Origin of the sequence: Kamptonema formosum PCC 10802 (genome assembly GCF_000332335.1) — a bacterium.
Lineage (GTDB): Bacteria > Cyanobacteriota > Cyanobacteriia > Cyanobacteriales > Oscillatoriaceae > Oscillatoria.
The window spans coordinates 6,772-7,310 of record NZ_KB235949.1; the positions used below are offsets into that span (position 1 = coordinate 6,772).

A 539-nucleotide genomic window follows, 5' to 3' on the forward strand; every position below is an offset into this window, starting at 1 on the left:
GGGGTTATTTGACAACGTAGGTACGGGGAAAGTCAGCGATGATGGCAGCGTAATTGAGACCATTTCCGGCGGGATACGCAACAGCAGCTGGCACTTCTTTGGAGCGCAACCTCAGGACCCCAATCAGGACGACCGCAATCCAGATGAAGGTGGCAATGAATGCAAGGAGAATTGCAACTTCACGTCGGTGGCGGAACTCCACTCTGGGGCAGTAATGGAGACGCACAATCTCGTCTCTTATCAATCCTTGGGCGCGATGCGAGGTTTGCAGCTAACTTACGATTCATTAAGAGCTGACCCGCGCCCCATCTTGCATTTCGGCTACGACAATACTGTACCAAACCCGCAGGGGAGGCTGATTGCTGATTTAACGGTATCGCGGGGGTCTTTTGAGTACCAACTCCCCGGATTTGAGGGAGGAAATTACGGTCTTAAGGGCGGCGAACATTTCTGGGAGATTCCGCAGGAAAGGGGAGCAAAAATTGATGCGGCGCTCCAGGCAGACATGCGCTCTCTGAGTTCGGGAGAGTATGACTATT

Annotated in this window: 1 protein-coding gene; it reads left to right on the forward strand. The window is 52.9% G+C overall.

Annotation, left to right across the window (positions count from 1 at the left end):
• Positions 1 to 539: hypothetical protein (locus OSC10802_RS53445; protein WP_198525320.1), on the forward strand; the 539-nt coding region annotated here is incomplete at both ends.